This is a genomic window from Thermodesulfovibrio yellowstonii DSM 11347 (genome assembly GCF_000020985.1).
In the GTDB taxonomy this organism is placed as follows: Bacteria; Nitrospirota; Thermodesulfovibrionia; order Thermodesulfovibrionales; family Thermodesulfovibrionaceae; genus Thermodesulfovibrio; species Thermodesulfovibrio yellowstonii.
The window spans coordinates 148461-172636 of record NC_011296.1 but is presented as its reverse complement, the minus strand read 5'-3'; the positions used below and the strand labels follow the sequence as shown (position 1 = coordinate 172636).

Genomic DNA, 24176 nt, shown 5'->3' with positions numbered 1-24176 from the left:
ATGGATTTCTTTACAGAATGCAATAAATGTGGAAAATGTAAACAACTTTGTCCAAGTTATCAGATTTTTCTTAATGAATCATTTTCTCCAAGAGGAAGAATAATGCTCATTAAAACTCTTGAAAAACAAAAGGAAATTATATCTGGAGAACCTTTAAAACAAAGGATTTTTAGTTGCCTTCTCTGCGGAACATGCGAAAGCTTATGCCCTCTGGATGTAAATGTAAGCACTCTTATATATAAAACAAGAGCGAAAATGAAGAAAAACCTATCACTGTATTTATTCAAATATTTTTCATTTTATCCAGGAGTATTCTTTTCAATCTTACAGAATCTCAGTCGTTCAAAGCTTTTTTTAAATTATGAAAAATTTTCATTTTTAAATAAATTTTCAACTTTAAATATTAAACCAAAACAGACTGGAGGTTTACAGGTTTATAGCAAATTAAAACCCATAGGAAGAATAGCAATTTTCTCCGGGTGTTCAACAAACTATTTGTTGCCATCAATAACTAATTCTTTAATTTATATTCTAAATTGGTTAAACTACGAAGTTATTGTTCCAAAACAGCACTGTTGCGGAGCTCCTCTTCTTTCAGCAGGATTTAAAAAAGAAACAGCAAAGCTCGCCCAAAAAAACATTGAAATCTATAAATCCTTCAATATTGATGGAGTAATCGCTCCATGTCCTACCTGCTCTCATTTTATTGAAGATGTTTACAAGGAAATTATAGGAGAAGGAATTTCTCTTTTAAAACTTTCAGATTTATTTGATAAATCACAAAGAAACTTGAATGAGTTTATTAAAAATTCTCTTGAACATAAAATATTTTTTCATGTTTCATGCCACTCATCTAACTATACTAAAGATGCAGATAAAATAATGGAATTATTACAGAAGTTTGGCATCTCGGATATTCAGAAAAAAACTGGATGTTGCGGATTTGGAGGACTTTTTTCTTTTTTATTTGAAAAACAATCTATGGATATTCTACAAAAAAAAGTTTTAGAATATGAAAAAGCGGACATGATAGTTAGTTCCTGTCCAAATTGCATAATTCAGTTTAAAATTGCAATGAGAGATAAAAAAATACTCCATTATACTGAAGTAATCCATAAAATTTTATTGGAAGGAGAAAAAAATGGAAGAAAATTCTTCAAATTTTGAAATAGTTTTACCTGATGGAACAGTTTATAAACCAAATAAAACAGAAACAAAAGATACTCATACCATTCAGGGTTATACACCTGATGGAAAACCTAAAAAAATGAAATTTTCAACAAAAACAGCATGCGAACGATGTGGAGAATGTTGCAGAAGAGACACCCCAGTAATTCTTAAAGATGATATTGGACTTCTTACAAAAGGAATTATTTCTGAAAAGGAGATCTACACAATAAGAGAAGGAGAAAAAATGCGTTCTTCTATAGACGGAGATACTTATTACTCTTCTATGGAACTAATTAAGATAAGACCAATTTTTGGAAGCTTTACATGCCTTTTTTATGACCCACAAGAAGGATGCACAATCTATGAGCATAGACCTACTGTATGTAGACAATATGAATGCTGGTCTCAGAATATTACGATTACTGGACTTGAAAGAAGAAGACTTACAAGGACTGATTTGTTTGACGGGATTGAGCTTATAAAGGAAGCAATAAAAAAACATGAAGAAAACTGCTCCCTCATCAAATTTAATGATTTAATTGATGAATTAAAAAAAGGAAAAGAAGAAAACGTTGATAAAATTGCAGAAATGATTTTATATGATTCATCTTTAAGAGATTGGATGAAAGAAAAATTATCCCTGTCAGAGGAAGTTTTACCCTTGCTTTTTGGAAGGACACTATTTGAGATAACTCCATTTTATGGATTAATAATTGAAAAAGAAGGCGAAAATTTTATAATCAAAGTGATGCAGGAGGAAGAGGAATGAAATTTTTCATTGACACAGCCAATGTTGATGAGATTAAGAAAGCATGGGAAGTAGGAGTAATTGATGGCGTAACAACTAATCCTTCTTTGCTTGCAAAAGAAGGTAAAGAGCCAGTGAGCTTGCTTAAAGAAATCTGCCAGATAGTTGATGGTCCTGTAAGTGCTGAAGCAGTATCTCTCAAATATGAAGATATGTTAAAAGAGTCTATTGAGTTAAGCAAAATTCATTCAAACATTGTAATTAAAATTCCAATGACTGAAGATGGACTCAAAACAGTTAGAAAACTTTCTCAGGAAGGAATAAAAACAAATGTAACCCTTGTATTTTCACCAACTCAGGCATTGCTTGCAGCAAAAGCAGGTGCAACCTATGTAAGTCCCTTTGTTGGTAGACTTGATGACATAAGCCACTTTGGAATGGAACTCGTAAGGGATATTCAAATAATTTTTGAAAACTATGGATTTGATACAGAGGTGATTGTTGCAAGTATCCGCAATCCTTTGCATGTTCTTGAAGCAGCAAGAATCGGTGCAGACATTGCAACCATTCCTTATTCTGTAATAAAACAGCTTATTAAACATCCATTGACAGACATAGGCATTGAAAGATTTCTTAAAGACTGGGAAAAATTGAAAAAATAATATATTCAAACAAACAGGAGGGAGAAGCAAATGAAAAAGAATAAAAAAGTTTTTTTATCAGCTATTCTCTTTCTCCTTATAGGTATTACTATTGGACTGGTGATTGCCTCAAAGTTTGATATTCAGAACAAAGGATTTTCAGAGGATTATCAAATTTCTAAAGACTCCCAGGAAATTTTATCAAAAATCGGTAATGCTATGGCAGAAGTTATTCAGGCTGTGAGACCATCTGTAGTGAATATTTACACTACAAAAAAAATTAAAAGACCCGGAATTCCTTTTCCTTTCAATGACCCTTTTTTCAGAAGATTTTTTGATGATGAATTCGGCGAACTATTTGACAGACAAAGAGAGTATACTCAAACATCACTTGGCTCAGGAGTAATTGTTGATTCTTCAGGTTATATTCTCACAAACTATCATGTGATAAAAGGTGCGGATGAAATCAAAGTAAAACTTTATGACAAAAAAGTTTTTGATGGAACAGTAATTGGTTATGATGCTAAAACTGATATAGCAGTAATAAAAATAAAAGCAAATGGATTACGTCCCATTAAATGGGGAGACTCTGATAAGCTAAAAGTTGGTGAAACAGTAATAGCAATTGGAAATCCCTATGGACTTAGTCTTACAGTAACAAGCGGAATTGTAAGTGCTACAGGCAGAGCAAATGTAGGAATATCCGACTATGAAGACTTTATTCAAACAGATGCAGCAATTAATCCTGGAAACTCTGGTGGACCCTTAGTTAATGTTAGGGGCGAGCTTGTTGGTATAAATACTGCAATATTCAGCACCACTGGAGGATATCAAGGAATTGGATTTGCCATACCAAGTAACATGGCAAAAGTGGTCATGGATAGCCTGATAAAAAACAAGAAAGTAATTCGCGGATGGCTTGGAGTAACAGTTCAGGACCTGGATACTGAAATGGCAAAAGCATTAAAACTTAAAGAAATAAAGGGTGCGGTTGTAACTGATGTTCAGGAAGGTAGCCCCGCAGAAAAAGCGAAAATTATGATGAAGGATATTATCATAAACTTTGATGGAAAAGAAGTTGAGGACGCTGCTCATCTTAGAAATCTTGTGGTAAGCACTCCTCCAGGAAAAACAGTAAATATTGAGATAATAAGAGCAGGCAAATATTATACAATACCTGTTACTATCGGTGAACTTCCAGCAGAACAAAAGGTTTCTGCGTCAGAATCAGTTCTGTCAGGTATTTATGTTGAGAATTTAACAAATAATCTAAGAAGTCAGTTAAAGATTCCTAAAAAAATTAATGGAGTTGTTATAACATCCATTGACCCAGGTTCACCTGTTGAGGGACTATTAACAAGAGGCGATGTAATTATAGAAATCAACAATGAAAAAATTAATAATACTAAAGATTTTGCAAGAGTAGCCAAAAAAGCTAAAACAGAGGCTATTGTCTGGTTTTATAGACAGGGAAGAGTATCATATATTACGATTAATATCGGACAATAATTGAATATGTAAAGATTTATGGAGGAAAAGACGTTCGGCTACTCTTTTCCTCCATAAAAAGTTACAGAGACTCCTTTGAGGTTATCTGCACCACCTCTTTAATATGTTTATCTATGATTTCTGGCAAGAAAGGTATGTCAAGGTTTAAAAATCCACTTGTAATAAGGCTTGTTGCCTCATCCTTTGTCATGCCCCTTGACATAAGATACTCAACCTGTTCTTCTGATATTGGTCCAATAGAGGCTTCATGAGAAAGGTCTGCTCTATCAGCTCCGTGAGAAATAAGTTGAGGAATTGCATAAATTGAAGCATCATTAGAAAATATAATTCCTCTACAGTCAAGTCTTCCCATACAGTAATTCTGTGTTTTTGCTATTAAGTCACCCCTTGAATAAATTACACTTTTATGGTCTGCTATGGTTCTTGCTAAGGATTCACCTTTTGTGTCCTTTCCCTCAAAAATTATTTTTGAACCAAGGTCTATGTATGAATCTTTGAGTCCATAAATAACAGTATTAAATCTTGCAGAGGCTCTATCACCTTTAAGGTAAACAGTGGGGAAAGATTGAATTGATTTAACAGGTTTAAGAAGTGCATAGTTATTTACATATACACCATCTTCTTCAACCATAACTGAGGTTCTTGGACGGACATAAAAGTTTTCTGCCCAGTTGTGAATCATAGTAAAGAAAAGCTTTCCACCTTTTTTAACATAAAACTCTGATATGCCCAGATGTATTCCTACTGCATCTGCCTTTGAAAGCGTACACCCTGTGATTATGTGTAACTCTGCTCCTTCTTCAACTATTACAATATTATGAACATTCTGACTTATATATCCTTCAGCAATCATTAAACAAGTCTGAAGAGGATAATCAAGCTTCTGCCCTGGTAGTATTCTTATAAAATAACCATGTGTAGGATTTAGAGCTACCTGAGCAGTGTATTTGTCAGTGTCAGGCTGAACAATCCTCCAGAAGTAATCCTCAAGCCAATCATAGACCTCTACCGCTTCATTGGTGCTCATAAGTTCCACTTTCCCTTCATAAAGCTTACTTAATCTCTTATAAACCACTGAGTGATCCATCTGCACGTAACTTCCAGAGCGTTCCTTTTCCTCTACATCAACTCCAGCCATTAAAGCTGCTTCTTTGGCAAGTTCTGGTAAAAGTTCAAGGCTTTCAATTTTACCTCTTTCAATATGTTTTTGAAACTGATTTAAATCAATATCTTCACCATATAGAGCTGTTTTATTTAATGCTTTTTTTGCTCTATCCTGAATTTGTTTTATATATTTTTTGCTTACTGGCATGTGAAACACCTCCTGTAACCATTTTTCTTTATCTCTGAGAGAATATCTCTTGGATTACCTCTACACTGAAGTTTACCATTTAAGAGTATATAGCCTTTGTCTGCATTTATATAATCAAGTATATAGCCTGTATGAGTGATTATAATAGCACTTTTCTTTGGGTCCTTTATTCTCTGACCTCTGCCAAGAAGTTGATTTGTTATCTCTCCGATTAATACTATATTTTCAAGGTCAACGCCTGATTCAGGTTCATCAATAAAAACCAGTTCAGGCTTTTGCATAAGAAGTTGAAGCAACTCTGCTCTTTTTACCTCACCACCTGAAAAACCATCATTTACATCTCTGTCTAAGTGACTGATAAGGTTAAGTTTTTCTGCATACTGAAGAATTTCTTCTTCTTTTATACCATTACCAACTATATTAAGAAGTTTCTTCAGACTCACTCCTCTTACCACAGGTGGTCTTTGAAAGGATATGCCCATTCCGAGTTTTGCTCTTTCAGATACATCCATATGTGTTACATCAACACCTTTAAAGATTATCTTACCCTTTTCTATTTTATATTTTGGGAAACCCATCAAAGTCATTATAAAAGTTGTTTTTCCAGCTCCATTTGGTCCAAAAAGCACAGCTATCTCTCCATAATCCATAGAGAAATTAATATCCTCAAGAACCTTTCTTCCTTCTACAGATACATGGAGGTTTTTAACTTTTAACATCTCTCCCATTTTTACTCCTCCATCGGTTTTTAAGGTTTGTATCATCTTTTTTCCTCCTTTTTTAAATTACACCTTGGGTCAGGTTTTCTATGTGTTCCATAGTGAATAATGCTATGGGCAATGCATCCACTCCTGCATTCTTCATAATAATTACATATTTTATTATGGCATATATTACCATCGTAAGTTTTGAAAATTTCAAGTTTGGGTGATGACAAAATCTCTGAAAGAGAATCTTTGAAGATGTTTCCAATTTTATATTCTTCAAATCTTGCAAGAAGATAACAGGGATAAACAGAACCATCAGACATTATGGTAATTTTCTCTGTGCCTGCAGGACATCGGTAATTTGAGTTACCTCCAATAAAACCTTTACAAAATACAGGTTTAATTTGAGGAAATAAATTCTCATATTCCTTTATCTTATTCATGAATTCATAGAATGGCATGGAATTCTTTAAGTCCCTTTCTTTCAGAGCATCCATGTAGATAAAATAATATTTAATTCCAGATGTTTTTGCAAATTCTAAAAGGTTCACATCAGGCAAGCTTTCTTTGCTTATTACGCTCTTTATCCAAAGTTTACAATCTTTTATGATTTGCAGTAAATCCTCCGCTGGTGATTCATTGATTGATACACCTACTTTGACACTTCCTTTGTCAAAAGTTTTGAGAAAATTTTTTAGCTCATTTATAAATGTTCCGTTTGTGCTTATTGTAACCTCTATATCTTTTTCTATAGCCTTTTTTACTAACTTATTCAGAGATTTATATAGAAAGGGTTCACCACCTAAAATATCAAGGCTATTTATTTTATTTTCCCTTAAAATAGCTATAAATCTTCCAATTCTTTCTTCAGGAAAATCATGATAGAAAAGTCCCTGGCTAAAACAGAATGCACAACTTTTATTACATCTCAATGTCGGGAAAAATTGGACATATTCAATCATTTTTTAAAAGTTCTTTTGTAGCATATTTAACTTTTTCTAAAGCTACTAAATCCTTTAATATTGCTCCAGGTTCATCATAACCCAAATATGACAGAGTCTTATGCTCTCTAACATCTATTGTCCGTAAAAAAGCCTTTAAAGTTGCCTCAGCACAGGTTATACCAATTTCTCCTTTTTTCATGCCTCCCACAAGCATTAAAAGTGCCTTTTTTTTAATAGGCTGCGGAAAGATTTTTTTTAAAATATATTTTTCATACCAAAGGCTCTGACACCTATCAATAAGGAGTTTAAGCTGGGCAGGGACTCCAAAAAAAAATATGGGAGAGGCAATAATAATTCTTTGAGCTTCTCTCAAAAGAGGATAAACTTTATCCATATCATCACGGAGTATACATTGTCCAGTGTCCCTGCATCCATCACAGGCAGTGCATCCAGAGATGTTTAATTCGCAAGGTTTTATAATGGTCAGTTCATGTTTTTTTCCATTACAGAGTTTTATTGCTTCCTCAAGCAAAATTTCCGAATTTCCCTTTCTTGGTGAGCCGAGTATGGCAAGAATTTTCATTTTTTAGGAAAAGCTCCCTCCAAATAGGAGGGAGTAAAGGTTTTTATTCAATTTTTTTATACATTTTCTTTGGAGAACCGCAAACAGGACACTTATCTGGAGGTTCTCCTTCAACTGTATGCCCACATACCTGACAGACATAGTAGTCAGTATCCAGTTTTTTATCAATGTTTTCAAGAGCTTTTTTAAAAAGTTCGGCGTGTATCTTTTCCACTTCATTGGCATAGTAAAAGCTTCTTTTTGCCTGTGTCTGACCTTCTGCTTCAGCTTCTTTAAGCATTGGTGGATACATGCTTTCAAATTCATATGTCTCACCTTTTATAGCTTCTTGAAGATTTTCCTTCGTGCTCTTTATCCCACCAGCTGCTTTAAAGTGATTCATTGCGTGAACTGTTTCTGCATCAGCAGCTGCTTTGAATAATTTTGCTATTCCTATATAACCTTCTTCCTCAGCTTTCTTTGCAAAGGCAAGATATTTTCTGTTTGCCTGAGACTCTCCTGCAAAAGCTTCCATTAAATTTTTAAGTGTTTTTTCCATTATTGCGCCTCCTTTTAAAATTTTGCATGATACTCCTTTAAAGCCTTGCCAAAGGCTATGCCAAATTCATAGCATTTATTTAGCTCCTCCTCTGAAGGTTTGTATAAAACCCTTATGCCTGGTTCAAACAACTCAAGTTTCATTGCCTTTGCATATTCAAATATATCTTTTACTGCCTCACCTGACCATCCATAGCTTCCAAAAGCAGAAAAGAGTCTGTTTTTTGGTCTAAGCCCCTTAAGATAGGTAAGAAAATCAGCTACTGATGGGAAAATATTATTATTCAAAGTAGGTGAACCTACAATCACTCCTCTGTATTTCCAGATTTCTTTTATAGCTACGCTTTTTGGAGTACTACGAAGTTTAATAATTTTAACAGGGATACCTTCAGCCTCAAGTCCCTTTGCAATAGGGAAAACCATCTGTTCAGTACTGTGCCACATGGTGTCATAGACAATTACTGCGCCAAGTTTTGCTTTTGCTTCCACCATATCGGAATATAAACTTATAACTTTATCTATATGGGAGCGCCAAATAACTCCATGGTCAGGAGCAATCATTTCAATTTCAACTCCGGACTTTTTAATCTCTTCAATCTTTGCTTTAATAACATTTCCATAGAGCATTAAGATATTGGCATAGTAGTCAATAACCGAATCCTCAAGCTCATCCATTGAGCGATTATTTATAAATTCATCATCAAATCTCTCAACAGAGGCAATGTGCTGTCCAAAAGCATCCTGACTGATGAGAATTTTTTCTTCTTTGATATAGGTAAACATTGAATCTGGCCAGTGCATCATCGGAGTTTCAATAAAATGAAGGGTTCTTTTACCGATTTTTATATGGTCTCCTGTTTTGACTGTATTGACTTTATATTTAGAAAGATCAATAAACTTGCTCAGTCCTTTTTTGCCTTTCTCTGTTATATAAATATTGGCTTGTGGAGTATATTCAAGAATTTTTTCAAGTCCTGTGGCATGGTCATTTTCAATGTGGTTTATGATAATATTTTTTATTTTTTGAGGCTCAAGTATTCTTGTAATGTTTTCTATGGATATATGAACAAAGTCAAGATGGACCGCATCAAGCAGAGTTGGCTCTTCATCAACTATAAGATAGTTGTTATAGCTTGTACCACGAGGAGTTTCATAACCATGAAAATCCCTTATTGCCCAGTCAACAGCACCTACCCAGTAAATTCCATTCTTTAACTCTACAGGCTTCATTGTTACTCCTCAAGAAGGGAACTAAATTTATCAAGATGGAGTTCCTCTTCTTCAAGAATCTGCTCAAAAAGCTTTCTTGTTACATAGTCTTCCTCTTTCTCAGCAAGCTTTATAATTTCTTTATAAAGAGCAACAGCTTCTTCCTCAGCTTTTTTATCAAGATTAAGCATTTCTGTTAGATTTTTTCCAATAGTGATTGGATCTGGCTGTGTAGTGGGAATTCCTCCATAAAAGGATATTCTTTCAGCAATTTTTTCAGCATGTAACATCTCATTGATTGCAAACTGTTTCAATAAAGCACCAACTGGCTCTGCTTTAATTCCTTTTGCTAAAACGTGCTGCCACATATACTGAATGCTTACCTGAAGTTCTCTTGCTACAGCTTTCTGTAGTTTACTCATAAGCTCATTGCTTATCATGAGGCACCTCCTGCTTTAGTTTATTTAAACGTTTACTATTTTTTAATGTTTAAATTCTTCTAAGGAGCCTCTGCTTCCACAGGAAGGACATTTTTGGGGTTTATGTTTAGCTGTTCTTATTGCGCCACAATTTGTGCATTTGTATTCTTTAAAACCAAGCCTTAAATCTTCCTTATTTTTGCACTGAGGGCATAAAACATAAATTTTTAAACGAGCATCAAGAATTTGAAAATCTGGTATATAGGTGCTTAATTCTGGAAGTTTAATATCAGAAAAAATATCAAAAACTTTCTTACACTTTACACATATAGCATGATGATGGGTAGTAATGTCTGGATCAAATCTTCTTTTTTCAGGATCAATATGTATTTCTTTAATTTTTCCTGTTTTCTTAAGAAATTCAAGAACATTATAAACTGTTGCAACAGACATAGTAGGAAAGTCTTTAGAAAGAGCAGCATAAATATCTTCTGCTGATGGATGTTCTTTATTTCCATCAAGATATTTCAAAATTGCAAGTCTTTGAGGTGTCCATTTAATTTTCATTAGAATAATTTTAAACAAAAAATTATTTATTTGTCAAATCAAACTCTTTTTCAGGAATGACAATTTTTACCTTTGTTCCCTTCTCAACTTCACTCTCAATTTGAAGTTGCCAGCCATGAGCTAAAACAAGGTGTTTAACTATAGCCAATCCAAGCCCTGTTCCACCAAGCTGTCTTGAACGAGCTTTATCAACTCTGTAAAATCTTTCTCCTATTCTATGAATATGCTCTTTTGGAATACCAATTCCTGTATCCTCAACTGAAATAACTCCTTTTGAGTTTTCCTTGAAAAATCTGACTTTTACAAAACCTTTCTCAGTAAACTTTATTGCGTTATCTACAAGATTTATCATTATCTGCGACATTCTGTATTGATCTGCATAGATAGCTGTTTCTGGAGGAATCTCTTTTTGAAGTAAAACTCCTTTTTTTTGAGCTTTATCTTTTAGTATTTGAAATACAGAGCTTATAAGCTCATCCAGAACAATATTTTCTTTTTCAATTTTTATATCGCCAAATTCTATCCGAGAAAGAGTTAAAAGGTCTTCTACAAGCGCATTTAGCCTATCTGCTTGATTCTTAATAATTTCTATAAATTTTTTAGAATTTTCTTTGTCATTAATAGCTCCATCAAGAAGAGTTTCTGCATAACCTTTTATAGCAGTAACAGGAGTTTTAAGTTCGTGCGAAACATTCGCAACAAAATCTCTTCTTACATTTTCAAGTTGTTTAAGACGGGTTATATCATGAAGAAGAATTATCAAAAAAGAAATTGTTCCTTCTGAGTCAACTACAGGCATTGCTTTAGCAAGAAGATAAATATCCTTTCCTGCTTTCTTGAGTGTAATCTCCTCTGCTAAATCCTCTTTTTTACTTATAGATGAACTTATAAGATTGATTAAATCTATGTTCCTTATAACCTCAATTACCAGTCTTCCTTCGGGAGGTTCATCTATTTTTAAAATATCTTTAAAGCTTTGATTGGCAAGCATTATATATCCTTTGGGATCAATAATAAGAAGTCCCTCTGTTATTGATTTTAGAATTGTTTCAAAACTTTGAGGAGACTTTACTATTGAAAAATCATAAGAATGCTTCTGGGCTTTTAAATCCTGTATTTTTAAGGAAAGAGTTTTTATCTTGCCTATAAGTATGAAAATTACAAGAATTAAAACAAGAATTATAAATATAGATATTTCCATTGAGATTAACCCTCTATGTAATATCCAATTCCGCGAAGTGTTTTTATATACTCTGGATTATCTGGATAATCTTCAATTTTTAAACGAAGTCTTCTTATATGAACATCCACGGTTCTTGGATCTACATAAATATCCTGCCCCCAAACAGCATCAAGAAGATGGTCTCTGCTAAAAATTTTGTTAGGTCGTTCTGCAAGATACAAAAGAAGCTTAAACTCAGTTGCTGAAAGTCTCTTGGGTTGTCCTTTTACTGTTACTAAATATTTTTCCTTATCTATAATTAAATCTTTTATTTTGATAATCTGATTATTAGAAACAGCCGGCAATGTTCTTCTCATAACAGCTTTAACTCTTGCTATTAACTCTCTTGGGCTGAAAGGCTTGGTAATATAATCATCAGCTCCTGTCTCAAGACCTGTGATTTTGTCAAATTCTTCACTCTTTGCAGTCACGATTATTATTCCTGTCTTCTGCATATTTGAATTGTTCCGTATGATTTTACATATCTCAAGCCCTTGAATTCCTGGTAACATCAGGTCAAGAATAACAAGGTCATAAACAGTTTCTCTCAATTTTTTTAATGCTGTTTCTCCGTCTAATGCTATTGAGATATCATATTTTTCTTTTTTCAGGCTATAAGCTATTAACTCTGCAATTTCCTTTTCATCTTCTACAATTAGAATTTTCTTACTCATTAAGAACCTTTTTTAAATCTTCTCCTGAAATTTCAAAGTTTATTTTCATTTTTCCAATACTGTCTGGGATAACCATTCTGATTTTTCCTTCAATGTTCTTTTTGTCAAGCAAAATAGTTTTCAACATCGCTGATGAATCCATATTAATGGGTAAATTTACAGGAAGTCCAAACTCTTTCAAAATATTTCTAATTTTTTCAAAATCTTCCTTATCAAGAAAACCAAGCATACTGGATAACTTCGCCTCATGAACCATTCCAATTGATATTGCTTCTCCATGAAGATATGAACTGTAACCTGTCAAAGTTTCAATTGCATGACCAATTGTATGTCCATAATTCAGAATAGCTCTTAATGCGCTTTCCCTTTCATCTTTTGAGACCACCTCTGCCTTTATTTCACAAGCTCTTTTAATTATTGAAATAAGTATGTCTTTATCTTTCTTTAAAATTTTTGTCCTGTTTATTTCAAGAAATTCAAAAAATTCTTTATCCCATATAACTCCGTATTTTATAACTTCTGCGAGTCCTGAAATAAACTCTCTCTCAGGAAGACTCTCCAACGTATCAACATCAATCCATACTAAGGATGGCTGCCAAAATGTTCCAATCATGTTTTTACCGAGAGGATGATTAACAGCTGTTTTACCGCCTACAGAGCTGTCAACCTGAGCAAGTAGTGTTGTTGGAATCTGAATATATGAAATACCGCGCATATAAATTGATGCAACAAAGCCTGTAATGTCTCCAATTACGCCTCCGCCAAGAGCAATAAGAAAAGAACCCCTGTCAAATCCAAATTCAAGAAGTTGCGTAAGAATATGATACGCCCAGAAATAGTCTTTGTAATGCTCTCCATCAGGGATTAAAATTACAAAAGGTTCAAATCCTTCTTTTTGTAAAGAAGAAATAACTTTTTGCCCATAAAGCTCTGAAACCTTAGGATTGCTTATGATACCGATTTTCTTGCTTATTGAAAATCTGAGCAATCTTTCCCCAATAAGAGAGAGATTTCCTCTGTCAATGAGAATTTCATAACTACGCTCCCCAAGTTCAACTCTAAGTTTTTCCATTACTTAACCTCTCATATTCTTTAATTATTTTCTCAGCCACTTCCTCAGGAGTTAGTCCTTCAGTATCAATACAAAAGTCAGCTTTTTCATAAAGAGGCATTCTCTTCTGAAGAAGTTCTTTTATTCTTTCTTCTGGATTTTCAACCTGAAGAAGGGGTCTATTTGTTGTCTGTTTCAATCTTTCAAAAATAACATTTTCCGAAGCTCTAAGGCAAAAAATTACTCCATCTTTTTTAAGCCTCTTCATATTTTCATCTCTTAAAACAACACCTCCTCCTGTAGCAATAACTTGCCTTTTTTTTGGGGTTATCAGTTTTATCATTTCTTCTTCTATGTCTCTGAAACGGGACTCTCCAAATTTTGAAAAAATTTCAGAGATTTCCATTCCTGTAGCTTTTTCAATAACTTCATCAACATCAACAAAGTCAAAGCCGAGCTTTTTTGCTACGAGTTTACCAACAGAGGTTTTCCCTGTACCCATAAATCCTATAAGAACTATGTTTTTCATGTTAAAATTAAACTATGCAATATTATTATACTAAAAATATTATAGTTGCAGGGCTTTTGGTATTTTTACTGTTCTTTATTTTTACCTCTGCTTGTGCAAAAAAGGAAAGTGATTATTGTATAGTTACAGAAGTCAATGATGGTGATACTTTAACTATTGTTACAAACTCTGTCTTAGGAATATTTGTTAGAACTGAAAAAGTCAGGTTAATTGGAATAGATGCGCCAGAACTTGCTCAAGAGCCGTGGGGCAGAAAAGCTAAAAACTATTTAAAAAAACTCGTCAAAGAAAGTGACATGCGGGTAAAAATTGAGCTTGATGTCCAACACAGAGATAAATATGGAAGGATTCTGGCATATTTGTGGGATAAAAATGGAAATATGATTAACTATATGATGATAAGAAATGGATATGCTATGGTGTATACTATTCCACCGAATGTAAAATATGTAGAGTTATTTGTAGAGGCTCAGCGACTTGCCAGACAAGAGAAAAAAGGCATTTGGGGCAAAGACGGACTAACTGAGAAGCCTTCAGATTGGAGAAAACAGCATCCAAGAAACTAAATCATATATCTCTGTCTTTTAAGGTAGTTTTTAACCTCCTCTCCTTCTGTTTCAAATCCTCTCTTTCCCATTGCACCATAGGTAAGTCTTTTGCCAAGTTCCACCCCTGGCTGATTGAAAGGATTTACACCATAAAGTAAACCAGCCATGGCAGTTGTTATCTGAAGAAATTGGAAAAGTTGACCAATTATAAAGGAATCAATTTTGGGTATTATGATTTTCATGTTAGGTTTTTTGTTCATCCTTAAAGCCATTTCTGTAGCAAGTTGTTCTGTATTAATCAACTCTTCAAGAGTATGTCCGCCAAGATATCTTAATCCTTCAATATCATGAAATTCCTGAGGAATCTCTTCCTGAAATCCATGATTATCAATAGAAACAAATAAAATAACTTTATCTTCAGGTCCTTCCATCCACAACTGAAGCTGAGAATGCTGGTCAGTTGTTCCCAAAGATGGGTACGGAGTAGTTCCTTTTCCTTCTTTACCAAGGCTTTCTGCCCAAAGCTGGCAGAACCATTCAGACATTGTCTTAAGTCTATCAGAGTAAGGAAGAAAAACTAAAACTTTTCTGTTTTTTAATTTATCCATAAGATAAAGACAGGATGCAAGATATGCCATTGGATTTTCATTCAAATTTTCTCTATAAGCTCTTTCTGATATCTCCTTTGCTCCTTCTAATAATTCTTCACTTTTTATTCCTATGACCTCTGATAGAAGAAGTCCAACAGGTGTTAAAACCGAGTATCTGCCCACAACATTTTTTGGAATTTCCAAAGAAGGAATTTCATACTCATCTGCAATCATTTTTAAATTCCCTTTTTCAGAGTCTGTGGTAAAAATAAAATGTTGTCTTACATCAAGTTTCCTGTCCCTTATCATTCTCCAGAAAAGTAAAAATGAAGCCAATGTTTCCGCAGTGCTTCCAGACTTTGAGATTACATTTATGAGAGTTTTCTTTAAATCAATAATCTCTATAATGTATTTGAATGTAGCAGGATCAACATTATCATAAATAAAAACTCTATTTTTTTTTCTAAGATTGTTAAAAGGACTTAATGCTTCAAGCAAGACTCTGGGACCAAGAGCACTTCCACCAATTCCAAGAACAATAAAATATTCATAATCTCTTGCTTTTTTTGCAAGCTCTTTAATTTGGGAAGTATCTTGAAATGGTAAATTTATAAAATCAAGCTCTTTATATGGTTTTTTAGACAAAAGCGATATAGATTTTTTTGCTTCATTCTCTATTTCAATAAGAGAAAGACCATTATGACCTATTTCTTCTGTTAGAATATTTGAAAAATCAAGTCTTATCACGTTTGCCTCCTTTCTTTGAAAAATAGGCAACAACAAAGACTATAACCACTGATAAAATAACAATCATGGCTAAAACCTTTGTAAGCTTGAATGCCATCATTACAAGGAGCGCAAGCGCAAGAAGAAGATAAAGCTTCCAGCTCAAGATCTTTGCCTCCGAATATACAAGTAAGCTTCTTTTGTAGAAATAATCAAAATAGCTATAAAACCTATCAATAATCCTTTAATGTTGAACCAGCCCTTAATTGCAATAAACCAGAGAAATAAAAAAATAGCCCCCAGTTTGAGGTAGCTTAACCCAATTACAGTAAGCTGAAACATAGGTTTTCCAAAAAATTTCTTTACAGCCCATGCAAGTTCTCTCAAGCTAAGCCAACTAATAAACCCTCCAAGAATGACGTTAAAAGCAACTATCTCATTCTGCCATAGAAGATAAGCTGCTATGGCAAGAACTGGCACTAAAATGAAAGTTTGCTTATTGACCCTCTTTATTACTTCCCTGTCCATCTGCCCTGTTCACCTTCCTTATAAATCTAAAAATTTCTTTTACACCTGCTACAAATCCAGCAGCTAAAAAAATAAGAGAAAACAATGGAAAAGTTTTATGAAAGACAAATTTATCTATTAGATATCCAAGTATTGCTCCTATAATTACACAGAGAACAAAATTAATTCCTAAAGCCGAAGCCTCAAGAATTACTTTAAAAATAGATTTTTTAGGACTTTCTTCACTCACTGACATCCTCACATTCTGATAATACAAACTCTTTGAGAGAATATGCAACTTCTTTGTAAAAATCTGTATTCGCCTTTTCATATAAAGCATCACAGAAAAGAGGTATCCACTCACAGAGTCTTCTTGCAAACTCTATTTGTAAATCTTTTAAATTTTGTTCAATTAAATAACTCATAAAAAGCAACTCCATTGAAATGTGATCTGGGGGGAGGTCTATTTCTTCATCTATTGCAACTCCTGCTGTCCAGTAAAAATGTTGGACATCATCAAGACTACGATTTATTGGAATATCTTTATAAAGTTCAGCTTTGTAATAGGCTTCATAGTTTGGTAGATTATCATTGATAAATAAATGTATAAAATCCTCGCATATTTCTTCATATGTATCTTTAATTTCTACTTGAGCAAACTCTTCAAATTGCTCAATATGCTCAATATGGGGAATATTCATAAAAAGATAGGCAAAAAGCCTATAAGCTTCTGCTCTTTCTTCATCAATATAGTCTAAAAAATTCATAGCTTTTTAAATATTTTGTAAGCTGCCTGCACAGTTTTTTCTATATCCTTTTCACTATGTGCAAGACTTATAAATCCTGCCTCAAACTGAGATGGAGCAATATAAACTCCTTTTTGTAGCATCCCTAAGAAAAACTGTTTAAATTTTTCTGTATCTGAAGTCTTCGCTGTTTTTGCATCTATAACTTCATTTTCTGTAAAATATGTGCAGAACATTGTTCCTGCTCTATAAAATTTCACATTTATTCCTGCTTGCTTGGCTGAATCTTTCAGTCCCTCTTCAAGATATTGCATTGTTTTTTCAAGTCTTTTATATACAGAAGCTTTTGAAAGCACCTTTAAAGTCTCAATTCCAGCAGTCATTGCAATAGGATTCCCTGAAAGTGTACCTGCCTGATAAACTCCGCCATCTGGTGCAACAAGTGCCATTATTTCCTTTTTGCCTCCATATGCACCTACAGGAAGTCCTCCTCCAATAACTTTACCAAGACATGTAAGATCAGGCTTAACTCCATAGTATTGTTGTGCTCCACCAAAAGAAACTCTAAATCCTGTCATTACTTCATCAAAAATAAGAACAATCCCATATTTTTGAGTCTCATTCCTTAAAACTTTCAAAAACTCATCCTTAGGAAGAATACATCCCATATTTCCCACAACTGGTTCAACTATCACACAGGCAATATCTTTCCAATGTTCTTTTAATGTATTTTTGAATGTGTTTATATCATTAAAGGGTAGGACAATTGTTTCTGAAGTATATGATTGAGGCACGCCGAGACTGTCAGGAATACTAAATGTAGCACCTCCCGAGCCTGCTGAAACCAGAAGTCCATCAACATGACCATGATAGCATCCTTCAAACTTTATAACTTTGTTCCTTTTTGTAAATCCTCTCGCTACTCTTATTGCTGACATTGTTGCCTCTGTGCCTGAATTAACAAAACGAAGCTTTTCTATAGAAGGAAATGCTTTTTTTACAAGAGTAGCAAGCTTTATCTCAAGTTCAGTTGGTGCGCCATAGCTTGTTCCTTTTTCTATGGCTTTCTTTAATGCTTTAACAACAGATGGATAAGCGTGTCCAAGAATCAGAGGTCCCCATGAAAGAACATAGTCTATGTATTCATTCCCATCAACATCATAAATTTTTGAACCCTTTGCTTTTGCTATAAATAAAGGATTTCCACCTACTGCCTTAAAAGCTCTTACAGGACTATTGACTCCTCCTGGCATGAGCTTTAAAGCTTGTTTATAAAGTTTCTTGGATTTTGTTGTCTTCATTTTTACCTCCAAGTATCGTTTATTTCAATAAAAATACCAGAAAAAACAACAAAATCGCAAATTATGTTATAATTTTTCATGTCTAAAAGAGCGCTTGTTATAGAAGATAATGAATTAGTTAGAGAAACTTTAAAGGCACTGCTTGAATTTCTAAATTTTGAAGTAATTACTGCTGAGAATGGAGAAATAGCATTAGAAAAATTCGTCTCTCAACTTAATTCAAACAATTTTTTTGATGTTATATTAGTTGACCTTGTTATGCCAGGGATGTCAGGTAAAGAAGTCATACAGGAACTAAAGAAATATGACCCTAATGTAAATGCTTTAATATCAAGCGGATACTTTAATGATTCATCAATTGTTGAGTATGAAAAATTAGGCTTTAAGGGTGTCCTTAACAAACCCTATACACTTGAAGAACTTAAAGAAGTTCTGAAGAAATTAAATCTTATCTGATGCTGGAATATATATTCTGAAAGTTGTTCCAATCTCTGATATGCTTTCAACCTCTATTTTACCCCCAGATTTTTCTATAACGTTTTTTACAATGCTCAATCCAAGACCTTTTCCTTCTTTTTTCATTGTAAAAAATGGGTCAAAAATTTTATCTATATATTCCTTAGGAATACCCGGACCTGAATCTGTAATTGTCAGGCAAACATAGTTTCCTTTCTTTAAATCTTTAAGTTCGCCATCATTGATATAATTTTGTATCTTTATTTTTATATTTCCTTTATCCTCCATAGCCTGTCTTGAATTCATTATAATGTTTTGAAATACTCTATAAAGCTGCGCAGCATCGGCATAAACAGGCAATATTGAAGGTTCTGATTCAATAGTAAACTCTATTGCCGTTCCATTTAAAACAAATTCAGTAGAACTTTTAACAATGTCTTCAACATTTAATTTTTCTTTCTTTAATATAAAATCAGGACTTAAATCCTTCATTTGTTCAATAATTGTATTCATTATTTTTGTAACTTCAAGCATTATCTCTATATTTTCTTTTTTATCCTCTGATTTTTCAAGCTCCTTAAGCAAGGAAAGATTCCCAGTAAGAACCATTAAATAATTACTAAAATCATGAACAATTCCTGCTGATATCTTTGTGAGTATATCCATTCTTTCCAATCTTTTTGAAAGCTCCTGCCTTTGAATTATTTCTGTAGCGTCCTTAATGGTTATTACATCACCAAATTTTATACCCTTTACCAATATCGGATTTTCTGTATAAATCACAGGAACCTCTTTTTCTTTTATCTGTAAAATCTTATATTCAGAGCCATTGTGTTCTTTAAAGGTTAATAACTCATTTAGCTGTTTTCCAAAAGAGTCGTCTGAAACATCAAGAAGCCTTCTTGCTTCTTTGTTCATATACTTGATATTTCCTGAAGAATCAGTATAAATAAATCCTGTATCAACTGAATCAAAAGCTGTTCTTTTTTCTTCCACTTCCTCAGCGAGATTAAGAAAAATAGTTCTTAATCTATCAAGGCTTCTTATGGCAAAAGAATGAGAAATAAAAGCAAAGATGATTAAAACAATATAGGAAATACCCTTAAATTTTTCATACAAAGAAAGATTTAGAAAACTTGCAAGCCACCAATCATTAGTAATCTCATACTTAACAATCTGCCATCTACGTCCCTTAAAATCTTCAAATATGTCATTATCAATCTTTTTAAAACCTGCAGGCAGGAGTCTATCATTTCCGAATATTTTTTCTTCGTAAACCTTTTTAAGCTCTTCAGGTGAAACACTAAAAAGCATCCTATTTTTGAGTTCCTGTTTACCTATAAGAATACCTCCAGAAGAATGCATCATAAAGGCATTTTCAATATCAATCTCTTTCTTAAAATTTTTGCTTATATCAAACTGCAAAACAAGCACTCCGATTATATTACCCCTATCATAAACAGGGTAAGAAATTCTTATATCATCCCTTTTTGTATAAATTCCTCTTGCAATAAAAATTGAAAGTTTTCCTTGAATTGAATCTTTAAAATACTTCCTGAAACTCACATTTTGATTAATCATCTCTTTTCTATACTCAGTAGAGCAGGCTATTATATTTCCATTTTTATCAGTAAGCCAAACCAAATCCGTATCAAAAATTTGATTTAAATAGGAAAGGTATTTATTTAACTCTTCTTGCCCCTTTTTTATTCTTTTTTTTAATTCATTTGAAGATGCTTCAAATTTAACTAAATCGCTGTAAAAGGCTATTTTATCTTTAACTTCAAGAGAGATTCTCTGCATGTTTAGTTTTTTATGGTATGCATCCATATCTTTCATATCTTCAATATATTTTCCAGATAAGTAAATCAGAATAGAAAAGATTAAAACAAACATAAAAATATACAGAACATAGGCTTTAAATCTTTCTTCATACAAGGACATTGTTCTGAATGAGAGACTTAAAAAAACTAAAAAGGTAGCAAAAATATTAAGAAATAGTGACTGAGAAACTATATAACATGAAAGGCAAATAATATATAAGCCAAAAAAAATAAAAGGCAAAAGAGCTCCTTTTTTTATTAAAGAAGGTATAACTCTTGATGGTTTGTATTGGGAAAACTCCTCCTTATACCAAATATGAAAATAAGAAATACCTATCAGAAAAAGTCCTAAAAATATTAAAGTCTTATCCTGTTTGAATATAAAAAGAATAACAAAAATAATCGCCAATAAAAGATAATATAGTTTGAGATTGATAATAGTTTTGTAGGCATAAAAAAGAATTGCAGCAATTACTGCAATATTTGCAGCAATTAAATATAAATAATATCCGCCAATAAAGTTTTTGAATAAAATTATTGAATTAAGAATAGTATGTAAAAAAATGATAATAAAAAAATATCCAACAACTCTTTTATTAAAATTTGGCTCTATAATTTTACGCCAGAAAATAAGATAATAAAAAACAATAGAATGGAATAAGAGAAATGATACTCTTAAAAAATTAAATAAATCATCAAAAATTTGAGTATTCATCCTATCACTTCGTCAAATAAAGAAAGATTTTCTTCAGAAATTTTGAGATTTATATCTCTTGCTCTTTTTAAGTTTATAATTCTTAAAAATTTTTCTGCATCTTCTACTTCCAAATCTGATATTCTACCTGTTTTTAAAATATAAGAAGCCATCTCACCTGCTCTGTATCCCATCTGATAAAAATCAACAGATATACCACCAAAAAATCCAAGTTGAACAAACTCTCTGTTAATTGCAAGGTCAATTTTTTTAATTTTATCCGTCATTATTGATGCAATATCTGATATAGTTAATATTTTCTCATTTTTTATTGACATCACAAAAGGGAAATAAGCTACGATATCCTTTCTTTTATTTATTTCCTCTGAAGCTTTTATAAGTTCCTGAATTGAACCTACAGGGTATAAAACTATTCTATCTTTAAAATCCTTATTTTTAAGTTCATAGATAATTTGTTCTTTAAGTATATTACCCATAGAGTCGGTTGAATAAAGAATAGCAATTTTATCAATCTTGCCAACAAAAACTTCAAGCATTTCCATTTGCCTTAATACAAAAATTCTTTCATAAACACCTGTAAAATTTTTAATTGGCTTTCTTCCTTCTATAAAATGGTATTTTGTATTGTAATGCTCTGGAGTAAGATTTATGCCTGAAAATACAACAGGAATTTTATCTCCCATAAAATGCTTTGCTACGCATTGAAATGCTGCATCATCAGTAGTAAGAATCAAAGAAGGTTTTTGAGATTTAAAGCGTTTTGTGAAACCATCACATCTCTTTTCAAATTCCTGTTTAGAGATTCTTCTTGAATCAAAATAAATCTGTTCAATCTTTAAATCTGATATATTCTTTTTTAACGCATCAGTAACTCCCTCAACCTGGGGCTGACCGCATACATCTTTAGCATCATAACTTGAAAGAATAACTACAGTTTTTTGTTCCGAGCATCCAAAGAGAATAAAAAACGCAAAGATAATGACAGAAATTTTTAAAAAACTTCTCATGCCATATTTTATCAAAACTTCCTTGTATTTCAAAATTGTTATTTCAATATTACATACACTTTTTTAATATTTTTCAGCAGATTCTAAACTCCTCGCTTGGAATGATAAATTGTGGTAATAGAAAAAATAACATGAAAACATTGCCTGCTTTTAAAGAAATTATGGCAAATGTCATTTGAATTGTTTTATAATTTTAAGATTTTTCCTAAGGGAGAGTAAAAATGAAAATACCCATCTCTATTCCTGCTGAAACATTTAAAGTAAGAGCAATTGATATAGCGGTATTTTTTATTGTTTTAGGGATTCTTTCTTTTATTATATACATAGCTTCTGAATGGGGTACTCCTTATGAGAGAACAGTGGAAATAAATTTAAATCCTTCAAATATCCCACAATATGCTATTCAGTCTCTTGCAAGAATTTTTTTTGCCTATATATTGTCTTTAACTTTCTCCATATGGTATGGATATACTGCCTCAAGAAGCAAAATTCATGAGAAAATAATGATTCCTTTGCTTGACATTCTTCAGTCAATTCCTGTACTTTCCTTTTTGCCTGGTGTTGTTTTAGCAATGATAGCTCTTTTCCCTGGAAAAAGAATAGGGCTTGAACTTGCATGTATTCTTCTGATTTTTACAGGGCAGGTATGGAATATGACATTCAGCTTTTACCACTCCATAAGCACAATTCCAAAAGAAATGAGAGAAGTGGTAAAAGTTTTTAAATTCAATAAATTTTCTAAGTTTTTAAGGCTTGACCTTCCCTTCAGTGCTATAGGACTCATCTGGAACAGTATGATGAGCGTAGCAGGAGGATGGTTTTTTCTCATGGCATGTGAGATGTTTATTCTTGAAGATAAAGATTTTAGACTTCCTGGGATTGGTTCTTATATTCAAACAGCTGCAAATGAGGGAAATATTGAATATGTAATTTACGGACTGGGAACTATGATTCTTTTAATAATTATTCTTGATCTTTTTATATGGAGACCTCTTATTGTGTGGTCACAAAAATTCAGAATAGAAACAATTCCACCAGAAGAAGAAAGAGAATCTTTTGTATTAAATCTTTTTTCAGGTTCTATTTTCATTAAAAAAGTAGTAGATTTATTGAACAATACGATTAACAAAGTAGAAAAACTCAGTTACAGAAAATTTTCATTGTCAGGCAATCCTGTTGTAAATAGACTGAGTAAAATCATGGGAATTATTTCTCTAATAATTATTTTGTTGGTAATTATATGGGCTATTTTAAAAGCTGCTGGACTGGTTTCAAATATTAGTTTCAACGATATCATTACAATAATAAAAGCTGCCTTTTATTCACTACTAAGAGTCTTTGTGGCTTTATTGATCGCACTTGTCTGGACTCTTCCTGTTGGAGTTTATATTGGGCTAAATCCCAGAGCTGCCAAGATATTACAAAGCATTGTTCAGATAGCAGCAAGTGTTCCCGCTACTGCGGTGTTTCCTGTTATTCTTCTTTTTCTTATTAAACTTGGAGGAGGACTGGATATAGGTGCCATATTTTTAATGCTTCTTGGTACACAATGGTATTTGCTTTTTAATATAATTGCTGGAGCAAGTGCAATTCCTAAGGATTTAATTGAAATCTCCAGAGCTTATGGTGTAAAAGGTATCAGAAAATGGAAAACTCTAATACTTCCTGGGATATTTCCCTATCTTGTTACTGGATTGATTACTGCCAGCGGAGGAGCATGGAATGCTACAATTGTAAGTGAGTATGTTTCTTTTGGAGGAGAAATAATGCATACAGCAGGACTTGGTGCTTTAATAAGTCAGTCATCTGCTTCCGGAAATTTTGGACTTTTATTGCTTTCAACATGTTTTATGTCTCTAACTGTTGTTGGAATAAATAGATTGCTATGGAAAAGACTTTTTATTTTGGCTAAGACAAAATATGTTCTGGAGTAGT

General features: G+C 32.8%; 27 protein-coding genes. 7 read left to right on the top strand and 20 right to left on the bottom strand.

Annotated elements, in window-relative coordinates; genetic code table 11:
* From THEYE_RS00830 to THEYE_RS00815, 4 genes are read left to right on the top strand one after another with little or no spacing between them, the layout of a single operon-like run.
* Window positions 1-1167 (top strand): (Fe-S)-binding protein, encoded by a 1167-nt coding sequence (locus tag THEYE_RS00830; RefSeq protein WP_012546512.1) that lies wholly within the window; start codon window positions 1-3, stop codon window positions 1165-1167.
* On the top strand, window positions 1142-1939 hold the full coding sequence (locus tag THEYE_RS00825; protein ID WP_012546743.1) for a YkgJ family cysteine cluster protein: 798 nt from the start codon (window positions 1142-1144) through the stop codon (window positions 1937-1939). The genes THEYE_RS00830 and THEYE_RS00825 overlap by 26 nt, the downstream gene beginning before the upstream one ends.
* A complete protein-coding gene (gene fsa, locus THEYE_RS00820) occupies window positions 1936-2580 on the top strand; it encodes a fructose-6-phosphate aldolase (protein ID WP_012544952.1) in 645 nt (214 codons plus the stop codon). Before THEYE_RS00825 ends, fsa begins: the two co-directional genes overlap by 4 nt.
* Window positions 2581-2610: 30 nt before the next feature.
* Window positions 2611-4068, top strand: coding sequence for a DegQ family serine endoprotease (locus tag THEYE_RS00815; protein ID WP_012545685.1), 1458 nt, complete (start codon window positions 2611-2613; stop codon window positions 4066-4068).
* A 61-nt stretch (window positions 4069-4129) separates the two neighbouring features.
* Here the strand turns inward: THEYE_RS00815 and THEYE_RS00810 are convergent, their stop codons facing one another.
* Genes THEYE_RS00810 through THEYE_RS00755 form a run of 12 tightly spaced genes read right to left on the bottom strand, consistent with a single transcriptional unit; the run spans window position 4130 to window position 13822 of the window.
* Window positions 4130-5380 (bottom strand): SufB/SufD family protein, encoded by a 1251-nt coding sequence (locus THEYE_RS00810; protein ID WP_012545826.1) that lies wholly within the window; start codon window positions 5378-5380, stop codon window positions 4130-4132.
* Window positions 5371-6099 carry an ATP-binding cassette domain-containing protein gene (locus THEYE_RS00805; RefSeq protein ID WP_164924879.1) on the bottom strand — a complete coding sequence of 243 codons (729 nt, stop codon included), beginning with the start codon at window positions 6097-6099 and terminating at the stop codon, window positions 5371-5373. Before THEYE_RS00805 ends, THEYE_RS00810 begins: the two co-directional genes overlap by 10 nt.
* Before the next feature lie 41 nt (window positions 6100-6140).
* Window positions 6141-7049, bottom strand: a complete 909-nt coding sequence (locus THEYE_RS00800) for a radical SAM/SPASM domain-containing protein (protein WP_012546276.1) — start codon at window positions 7047-7049, stop codon at window positions 6141-6143.
* Window positions 7042-7614: a flavodoxin family protein gene (locus THEYE_RS00795; protein ID WP_012546460.1), complete on the bottom strand. Its 573-nt coding sequence runs from the start codon at window positions 7612-7614 to the stop codon at window positions 7042-7044. Before THEYE_RS00795 ends, THEYE_RS00800 begins: the two co-directional genes overlap by 8 nt.
* 43 nt (window positions 7615-7657) lie before the next feature.
* Window positions 7658-8152 carry a rubrerythrin family protein gene (locus THEYE_RS00790; protein ID WP_012545398.1) on the bottom strand — a complete coding sequence of 165 codons (495 nt, stop codon included), beginning with the start codon at window positions 8150-8152 and terminating at the stop codon, window positions 7658-7660.
* A gap of 14 nt (window positions 8153-8166) precedes the next feature.
* The gene (locus THEYE_RS00785) at window positions 8167-9381 is read right to left on the bottom strand and encodes an FprA family A-type flavoprotein (protein WP_012546277.1); all 1215 of its coding nucleotides are present in this window, start codon (window positions 9379-9381) and stop codon (window positions 8167-8169) included.
* A gap of 2 nt (window positions 9382-9383) precedes the next feature.
* Complete coding sequence (locus tag THEYE_RS00780) at window positions 9384-9800, bottom strand: ferritin-like domain-containing protein (protein WP_012545069.1); 417 nt, start codon at window positions 9798-9800, stop codon at window positions 9384-9386.
* Between the two features lie 42 nt (window positions 9801-9842).
* Window positions 9843-10346 (bottom strand): Fur family transcriptional regulator, encoded by a 504-nt coding sequence (locus tag THEYE_RS00775; protein ID WP_012546031.1) that lies wholly within the window; start codon window positions 10344-10346, stop codon window positions 9843-9845.
* A gap of 22 nt (window positions 10347-10368) precedes the next feature.
* Window positions 10369-11547: a sensor histidine kinase gene (locus tag THEYE_RS00770; RefSeq protein ID WP_012545208.1), complete on the bottom strand. Its 1179-nt coding sequence runs from the start codon at window positions 11545-11547 to the stop codon at window positions 10369-10371.
* Between the two features lie 5 nt (window positions 11548-11552).
* A complete protein-coding gene (locus tag THEYE_RS00765; RefSeq protein WP_012546731.1) occupies window positions 11553-12242 on the bottom strand; it encodes a response regulator in 690 nt (229 codons plus the stop codon).
* Window positions 12235-13314 carry a 3-dehydroquinate synthase gene (gene aroB / locus THEYE_RS00760; protein WP_012545319.1) on the bottom strand — a complete coding sequence of 360 codons (1080 nt, stop codon included), beginning with the start codon at window positions 13312-13314 and terminating at the stop codon, window positions 12235-12237. The genes THEYE_RS00765 and aroB overlap by 8 nt, the downstream gene beginning before the upstream one ends.
* The gene (locus THEYE_RS00755; protein WP_012546210.1) at window positions 13301-13822 is read right to left on the bottom strand and encodes a shikimate kinase; all 522 of its coding nucleotides are present in this window, start codon (window positions 13820-13822) and stop codon (window positions 13301-13303) included. The genes aroB and THEYE_RS00755 overlap by 14 nt, the downstream gene beginning before the upstream one ends.
* A 14-nt stretch (window positions 13823-13836) precedes the next feature.
* Between THEYE_RS00755 and THEYE_RS00750 the strand changes: the two genes are divergently transcribed.
* Window positions 13837-14388 carry a thermonuclease family protein gene (locus tag THEYE_RS00750; protein WP_012545903.1) on the top strand — a complete coding sequence of 184 codons (552 nt, stop codon included), beginning with the start codon at window positions 13837-13839 and terminating at the stop codon, window positions 14386-14388.
* Here the strand turns inward: THEYE_RS00750 and THEYE_RS00745 are convergent.
* From THEYE_RS00745 to hemL, 6 genes are read right to left on the bottom strand one after another with little or no spacing between them, the layout of a single operon-like run.
* Window positions 14385-15707, bottom strand: coding sequence for a glucose-6-phosphate isomerase (locus THEYE_RS00745; protein ID WP_012546494.1), 1323 nt, complete (start codon window positions 15705-15707; stop codon window positions 14385-14387). The genes THEYE_RS00750 and THEYE_RS00745 overlap by 4 nt on opposite strands.
* Window positions 15694-15852 (bottom strand): hypothetical protein, encoded by a 159-nt coding sequence (locus THEYE_RS00740; RefSeq protein ID WP_012545885.1) that lies wholly within the window; start codon window positions 15850-15852, stop codon window positions 15694-15696. The genes THEYE_RS00745 and THEYE_RS00740 overlap by 14 nt, the downstream gene beginning before the upstream one ends.
* Window positions 15849-16214: an ATP synthase subunit I gene (locus THEYE_RS00735; protein ID WP_012546716.1), complete on the bottom strand. Its 366-nt coding sequence runs from the start codon at window positions 16212-16214 to the stop codon at window positions 15849-15851. The genes THEYE_RS00740 and THEYE_RS00735 overlap by 4 nt, the downstream gene beginning before the upstream one ends.
* Window positions 16183-16443: an AtpZ/AtpI family protein gene (locus THEYE_RS00730; protein WP_012545122.1), complete on the bottom strand. Its 261-nt coding sequence runs from the start codon at window positions 16441-16443 to the stop codon at window positions 16183-16185. Before THEYE_RS00730 ends, THEYE_RS00735 begins: the two co-directional genes overlap by 32 nt.
* On the bottom strand, window positions 16436-16960 hold the full coding sequence (locus tag THEYE_RS00725; RefSeq protein ID WP_012545951.1) for a TorD/DmsD family molecular chaperone: 525 nt from the start codon (window positions 16958-16960) through the stop codon (window positions 16436-16438). The genes THEYE_RS00730 and THEYE_RS00725 overlap by 8 nt, the downstream gene beginning before the upstream one ends.
* On the bottom strand, window positions 16957-18240 hold the full coding sequence (gene hemL, locus THEYE_RS00720) for a glutamate-1-semialdehyde 2,1-aminomutase (protein WP_012545461.1): 1284 nt from the start codon (window positions 18238-18240) through the stop codon (window positions 16957-16959). Before hemL ends, THEYE_RS00725 begins: the two co-directional genes overlap by 4 nt.
* Window positions 18241-18318: 78 nt before the next feature.
* Here hemL and THEYE_RS00715 point away from each other — a divergent pair, with 78 nt between their 5' ends.
* Window positions 18319-18696, top strand: a complete 378-nt coding sequence (locus THEYE_RS00715) for a response regulator (RefSeq protein ID WP_012546203.1) — start codon at window positions 18319-18321, stop codon at window positions 18694-18696.
* On the opposite strand, the gene THEYE_RS00710 is transcribed toward THEYE_RS00715, so the two are convergent.
* Window positions 18682-21234, bottom strand: a complete 2553-nt coding sequence (locus THEYE_RS00710; protein WP_012546219.1) for an ATP-binding protein — start codon at window positions 21232-21234, stop codon at window positions 18682-18684. The two genes, THEYE_RS00715 and THEYE_RS00710, sit on opposite strands and share 15 nt — an antisense overlap.
* Window positions 21231-22241, bottom strand: a complete 1011-nt coding sequence (locus THEYE_RS00705) for an ABC transporter substrate-binding protein (RefSeq protein ID WP_164924795.1) — start codon at window positions 22239-22241, stop codon at window positions 21231-21233. Before THEYE_RS00705 ends, THEYE_RS00710 begins: the two co-directional genes overlap by 4 nt.
* A 221-nt stretch (window positions 22242-22462) precedes the next feature.
* Between THEYE_RS00705 and THEYE_RS00700 the strand changes: the two genes are divergently transcribed.
* A complete protein-coding gene (locus THEYE_RS00700; RefSeq protein WP_012546850.1) occupies window positions 22463-24175 on the top strand; it encodes an ABC transporter permease in 1713 nt (570 codons plus the stop codon).
* The last annotated feature ends 1 nt before the right edge of the window (window position 24176 follow it).

Excerpts from the sequence above, each read along its gene's own strand:
- THEYE_RS00725 (WP_012545951.1), bottom strand. The coding sequence starts at position 16,960 with ATGAATTTTTTAGACTATATTGATGAAGAAAGAGCAGAAGCTTATAGG.
- hemL (WP_012545461.1), bottom strand. The coding sequence starts at position 18,240 with ATGAAGACAACAAAATCCAAGAAACTTTATAAACAAGCTTTAAAGCTC.
- THEYE_RS00775 (WP_012546031.1), bottom strand. The coding sequence starts at position 10,346 with ATGAAAATTAAATGGACACCTCAAAGACTTGCAATTTTGAAATATCTT.
- fsa (WP_012544952.1), top strand. The coding sequence starts at position 1,936 with ATGAAATTTTTCATTGACACAGCCAATGTTGATGAGATTAAGAAAGCA.
- THEYE_RS00800 (WP_012546276.1), bottom strand. The coding sequence starts at position 7,049 with ATGATTGAATATGTCCAATTTTTCCCGACATTGAGATGTAATAAAAGT.
- THEYE_RS00805 (WP_164924879.1), bottom strand. The coding sequence starts at position 6,099 with ATGTTAAAAGTTAAAAACCTCCATGTATCTGTAGAAGGAAGAAAGGTT.
- THEYE_RS00770 (WP_012545208.1), bottom strand. The coding sequence starts at position 11,547 with ATGGAAATATCTATATTTATAATTCTTGTTTTAATTCTTGTAATTTTC.
- THEYE_RS00700 (WP_012546850.1), top strand. The coding sequence starts at position 22,463 with ATGAAAATACCCATCTCTATTCCTGCTGAAACATTTAAAGTAAGAGCA.
- THEYE_RS00785 (WP_012546277.1), bottom strand. The coding sequence starts at position 9,381 with ATGAAGCCTGTAGAGTTAAAGAATGGAATTTACTGGGTAGGTGCTGTT.
- aroB (WP_012545319.1), bottom strand. The coding sequence starts at position 13,314 with ATGGAAAAACTTAGAGTTGAACTTGGGGAGCGTAGTTATGAAATTCTC.
- THEYE_RS00735 (WP_012546716.1), bottom strand. The coding sequence starts at position 16,214 with ATGGACAGGGAAGTAATAAAGAGGGTCAATAAGCAAACTTTCATTTTA.
- THEYE_RS00765 (WP_012546731.1), bottom strand. The coding sequence starts at position 12,242 with ATGAGTAAGAAAATTCTAATTGTAGAAGATGAAAAGGAAATTGCAGAG.
- THEYE_RS00810 (WP_012545826.1), bottom strand. The coding sequence starts at position 5,380 with ATGCCAGTAAGCAAAAAATATATAAAACAAATTCAGGATAGAGCAAAA.
- THEYE_RS00715 (WP_012546203.1), top strand. The coding sequence starts at position 18,319 with ATGTCTAAAAGAGCGCTTGTTATAGAAGATAATGAATTAGTTAGAGAA.
- THEYE_RS00755 (WP_012546210.1), bottom strand. The coding sequence starts at position 13,822 with ATGAAAAACATAGTTCTTATAGGATTTATGGGTACAGGGAAAACCTCT.
- THEYE_RS00795 (WP_012546460.1), bottom strand. The coding sequence starts at position 7,614 with ATGAAAATTCTTGCCATACTCGGCTCACCAAGAAAGGGAAATTCGGAA.
- THEYE_RS00815 (WP_012545685.1), top strand. The coding sequence starts at position 2,611 with ATGAAAAAGAATAAAAAAGTTTTTTTATCAGCTATTCTCTTTCTCCTT.
- THEYE_RS00830 (WP_012546512.1), top strand. The coding sequence starts at position 1 with ATGGATTTCTTTACAGAATGCAATAAATGTGGAAAATGTAAACAACTT.
- THEYE_RS00825 (WP_012546743.1), top strand. The coding sequence starts at position 1,142 with ATGGAAGAAAATTCTTCAAATTTTGAAATAGTTTTACCTGATGGAACA.
- THEYE_RS00780 (WP_012545069.1), bottom strand. The coding sequence starts at position 9,800 with ATGATAAGCAATGAGCTTATGAGTAAACTACAGAAAGCTGTAGCAAGA.
- THEYE_RS00710 (WP_012546219.1), bottom strand. The coding sequence starts at position 21,234 with ATGAATACTCAAATTTTTGATGATTTATTTAATTTTTTAAGAGTATCA.
- THEYE_RS00705 (WP_164924795.1), bottom strand. The coding sequence starts at position 22,241 with ATGAGAAGTTTTTTAAAAATTTCTGTCATTATCTTTGCGTTTTTTATT.
- THEYE_RS00790 (WP_012545398.1), bottom strand. The coding sequence starts at position 8,152 with ATGGAAAAAACACTTAAAAATTTAATGGAAGCTTTTGCAGGAGAGTCT.
- THEYE_RS00750 (WP_012545903.1), top strand. The coding sequence starts at position 13,837 with ATGCAATATTATTATACTAAAAATATTATAGTTGCAGGGCTTTTGGTA.